Raw genomic sequence first — 4,294 nt, 5'->3', positions numbered from 1 at the left:
GCCCGGCGGGCGGCCGGGGTCCGGGCTGCGGCTCCCGCTCGTCGCGGAAGAGGGGGCCGCTCAGCCGAGCGGCCCCCCGGTCACGGTCGGCGGCCTCGCCGGAGTCGCCGCCTGCGTGGGGCACGGTGGGCATGGGGCGAGTCTGCGCCGCTTCGCCCACCTCGTGCGCGGGACCCGCCGAAGAAGGCGCCGCCACCCAGCCGTAGCCGGGGGAGGTGCCCTGACCGCCCGGTGCCCGGAATCCGGCGCTTGGTGGGGCCCCCCAGGAAGAGTCGTTCATCAGACCTCGAGCAGCTCGGCTTCCTTGTGCTTGAGCAGCTCATCCACCTGCGCGACATACTTCGCCGTGGTGTCGTCGAGCTCCTTCTCGGCCCGGCGCCCCTCGTCCTCGCCGACCTCGCCGTCCTTGATCAGCTTGTCGATGGACTCCTTGGCCTTGCGCCGGACGCTGCGGATCGAGATCTTCGCGTCCTCGCCCTTGGCCTTGGCGACCTTGATGAACTCCTTACGGCGCTGCTCGGTGAGCTCGGGGAACACCACCCGGATGATATTGCCGTCATTGCTCGGGTTGACGCCCAGATCCGAGTCCCGGATCGCCTGCTCGATGTTGCGGAGCGCGGTCTTGTCGAACGGCGTGACCACGGCCATGCGCGGCTCCGGCACCGAGAACGACGCGAGCTGATTGATCGGCGTCAGCGCACCGTAGTAGTCCGCCACGATCTTGTTGAACATCGCCGGGTGCGCACGCCCGGTGCGGATCGCGGCGAAGTCCTCCTTGGCGACCACAACGGCTTTCTCCATCTTCTCCTCGGCCTCGAGGAGGGTCTCTTCGATCACCACTTGCTCCTGGTGTTATCAGTAAGCAGAGCCTCGCCCCTGCGTGCGTCTTCTCCTGCACGGTGTCCGACCGGCAGGCCGTTGTCCATCCCCCGTTCGAGCCGTCAGGCCCGGGAGCCCTGGTCGCTCACCAGCGTGCCGATCTTCTCACCCTTCACCGCGCGCGCGATATTTCCTTCGGCCAGGAGCTCGAAGACGAGGATGGGCAGCTTGTTGTCCCGGCAGAGGGTGATCGCGGTGGCGTCGGCGACCTTCAGGTCCCTGGTGATCACCTCGCCGTACTCCAGGGCGTCGAACTTCACCGCGTCGGGGTTGCGGGCGGGGTCGGAGTCATAGACCCCGTCCACGCCGTTCTTCCCCATGAGCAGGGCCTGGGCGTCGATCTCCAGCGCCCGCTGGGCCGCGGTGGTGTCCGTGGAGAAGTACGGCATGCCCATACCCGCGCCGAAGATGACCACGCGCCCCTTCTCCAGGTGGCGCACCGCACGCAGCGGAATGTACGGCTCCGCGACCTGGCCCATGGTGATGGCGGTCTGGACGCGGGAGTCGATGCCCTCCTTTTCCAGGAAGTCCTGGAGGGCGAGACAGTTCATGACGGTTCCGAGCATGCCCATGTAGTCCGAGCGGGCCCGGTCCATACCGCGCTGCTGTAGCTCCGCACCGCGGAAGAAGTTACCGCCACCGATCACGATGGCGATCTCGGCGCCGTCCCTGACCACGGCGGCGACCTCGCGGGCGATGGCGTGCACGACATCGGGGTCGACACCGAGTCCCCCGCCTCCGGCGAACGCCTCGCCGGACAGCTTCAGCATGAAGCGACCATGCTTGGCCGCACCGTGCGCGTTCTTGTCATCGGCGGCCTGTTTGGCGTCCGCGCCGTGATTCATTGGAGATCTCCTCGTGCACATACGAAGAAGGCCACTGCCGGACGGTCCTGTTACGACCTCTGCGGCAATGGCCTCCTCGTCACATCTGCGGCCGACCGGTTGACGGTTGGCTGACTACGACCCTATCGGGGTCGACGGTCATTCGCTGCTCGGCTCAGACGCCGACGCGGAAACGGGCGAAGCGCTTGAGCGAGACACCGGCCTCGTCCAGGACCTTCTGGACGGACTTCTTGTTGTCCTTGGCGAACGGCTGGTCCACCAGGACGTTCTCCTTGAAGAAGCCGGTGACGCGACCCTCGACGATCTTCGGCAGGGCGCCCTCGGGCTTGCCCTCCTCGCGGGCCGTGGCCTCGGCGACCCGGCGCTCGTTCTCGACCGTCTCGGCCGAGATCTCGTCGCGGGTGAGGAACTTCGGGGCGAAGGCGGCGATGTGCTGCGCGACGTCCTTGGCGACCGTGGCGTCTTCCTTGTCCAGCTCGACCAGGACGCCGACCTGCGGCGGCAGGTCCGGGCTGGTGCGGTGCATGTACGCCGCGACGAAACCGCCGGAGAACTGCGCGAAGCGGTCCAGGACGATCTTCTCGCCGAGGGTCGCGTTGGCCTCGTCGACGAACGCCTGGACGGTCTTGCCCGACTCGATCTCGGAGGAGAGCAGGGCGTCCAGGTCGGCCGGGGAGGTCTTGGCGACGTGGGCGGCGATGGCGTCGGCGACGGCCACGAACTTGTCGCCCTTGGCGACGAAGTCCGTCTCGCACTTCAGCTCGACCAGCACGCCGGAGGTCTTGTCGTCCGCGATGAGGGAGACGACAGCACCGTTCTCGGCGTTGCGGCTCTCCCGCTTGGCCACACCCTTCTGGCCCTTGACGCGCAGGATCTCGACGGCCTTGTCGACGTTGCCCTCGGCCTCGTCCAGCGCCTTCTTGCAGTCCATCATGCCGGCGCCGGTCAGCTCACGGAGCTTCTTGACGTCAGCGGCGGTGAAGTTCGCCATGATCTGTAAATCTCTTCTCGAAAGTCGAAAGCTCTACGGGTGAACGGCGGGGGCGGCGCCATCGGCACCGTCCCCCGCCGTCATACACCGTCTGAGTGACGTCTGAGTGGTCAGCCCTGCTCGGTGCCCGCGGCGGGGGCCTCGGCAGGAGTGGCGTCCTCGGCGGGCTTGGCGTCCTCAGCGGGCGTCTCCGCGGCGGCCTCGGCGGGCTTGTCCGCAGCGTCCTCGGCAGGCTTGGCGTCCTCGGCGGGCTTCGCCTCGGCGTCGTCGGCCTTCTTCTCACCCTCGAGCAGGTCGCGCTCCCACTCGGCGAGCGGCTCGCCCGCGGCCTTGTCGGCCTTCTCGTCACCGGTGGCGACGCCGGAACGGGCGATGAGGCCCTCGGCGACGGCGTCGGCGATCACCCGGGTGAGCAGGGTGACGGAGCGGATCGCGTCGTCATTGCCCGGGATCTTGTAGTCGACCTCGTCCGGGTCGCAGTTGGTGTCGAGGATCGCGACGACCGGGATCCGGAGCTTGCGCGCCTCACCGACGGCGATGTGCTCCTTCTTGGTGTCGACGATCCAGACGGCGCTCGGCACCTTCTGCATCTCGCGGATACCGCCGAGGGTCTTCTCCAGCTTGGCCTTCTCGCGGGAGAGGACCAGGAGCTCCTTCTTGGTGAGGCCGGAGGCGGCCACATCCTCGAAGTCGATCTGCTCGAGCTCCTTCAGGCGCTGAAGGCGCTTGTAGACGGTCGAGAAGTTGGTGAGCATGCCGCCCAGCCAGCGCTGGTTGACGTAGGGCATGCCGACGCGGGTCGCCTGCTCGGCGATGGCCTCCTGCGCCTGCTTCTTCGTGCCGACGAACATGATGGAGCCGCCGTGGGCGACGGTCTCCTTGACGAACTCGTAGGCGCGGTCGATGTACGACAGCGACTGGAGCAGGTCAATGATGTAGATGCCGTTGCGCTCGGTGAAGATGAAGCGCTTCATCTTCGGGTTCCAGCGGCGGGTCTGGTGCCCGAAGTGGACGCCGCTCTCCAGCAGCTCCCGCATCGTGACGACGGCCATGGCCGTACTCCTTGAGGTACTCGGTTCCACGGCGGCCGGGCGGCCGCCGCTCCTGACGTCCCGGCGCGCCCGCCACGGACGAGGCCCTTTCGGGGGTCGTCCAAGGACCGAGGGGCGCGGCCACCGAGCTGACCGATGCGCGATCGGAGCGTCGGTGGCGGGGCGTGCGAAGTCGATCCGGTGACCCGGATCGCCATAAGAAGTGTACGGGACGGGTACGGTGCCGGGTGACGGCGTTATCCACAACCCGTGAGTAGTCCCCCGATTCCGCCCATGATCCACCCGTTTCGGGTCGCCGGGCCATCGTGGAGGACATGCGAAGGCTTGTGGTGGGACGGGCTCTTGCCCTGGTGATTCTGGCGCTGCCGATCTTGTCGGTGCTGCCAGTGGCGACGGCGTCTCTTGCGGCGGTACCTCTTTCGACAGCGCGGGCCGCGGCGGCGACCCCGGCCGAGGCGTCCGGGGCGGGCACGGCGTCCGGGGCGGGCACGGCGTCCGGTCCGGGCACGGCGTCTGGGGCGGCTGAG

The 4,294-nt window shown here is 68.1% G+C and carries 4 protein-coding genes; all 4 read right to left on the bottom strand.

What is annotated here, in order from left to right:
- Positions 1-279 precede the first annotated feature (279 nt).
- The 4 genes from frr to rpsB all read right to left on the bottom strand — a co-directional run bounded on the left by frr (position 280) and on the right by rpsB (position 3,767).
- On the bottom strand, positions 280-837 hold the full coding sequence (gene frr / locus KN815_RS47095; RefSeq protein WP_059144208.1) for a ribosome recycling factor: 558 nt from the start codon (positions 835-837) through the stop codon (positions 280-282).
- A gap of 104 nt (positions 838-941) precedes the next feature.
- A complete protein-coding gene (pyrH, locus tag KN815_RS47090) occupies positions 942-1,724 on the bottom strand; it encodes a UMP kinase (protein ID WP_014055206.1) in 783 nt (260 codons plus the stop codon).
- Positions 1,725-1,878: 154 nt separating this feature from the next.
- A complete protein-coding gene (gene tsf, locus KN815_RS47085) occupies positions 1,879-2,715 on the bottom strand; it encodes a translation elongation factor Ts (protein ID WP_216347910.1) in 837 nt (278 codons plus the stop codon).
- A gap of 110 nt (positions 2,716-2,825) precedes the next feature.
- On the bottom strand, positions 2,826-3,767 hold the full coding sequence (gene rpsB, locus KN815_RS47080; RefSeq protein WP_216347909.1) for a 30S ribosomal protein S2: 942 nt from the start codon (positions 3,765-3,767) through the stop codon (positions 2,826-2,828).
- Positions 3,768-4,294: the final 527 nt, after the last annotated feature.

It is taken from the genome of Streptomyces niphimycinicus, from assembly GCF_018883605.1.
Taxonomy (GTDB): domain Bacteria; phylum Actinomycetota; class Actinomycetes; order Streptomycetales; family Streptomycetaceae; genus Streptomyces; species Streptomyces niphimycinicus.
Note: the sequence above shows the minus strand (reverse complement) of the source record. Positions and strands in the feature narration are given on the sequence as shown.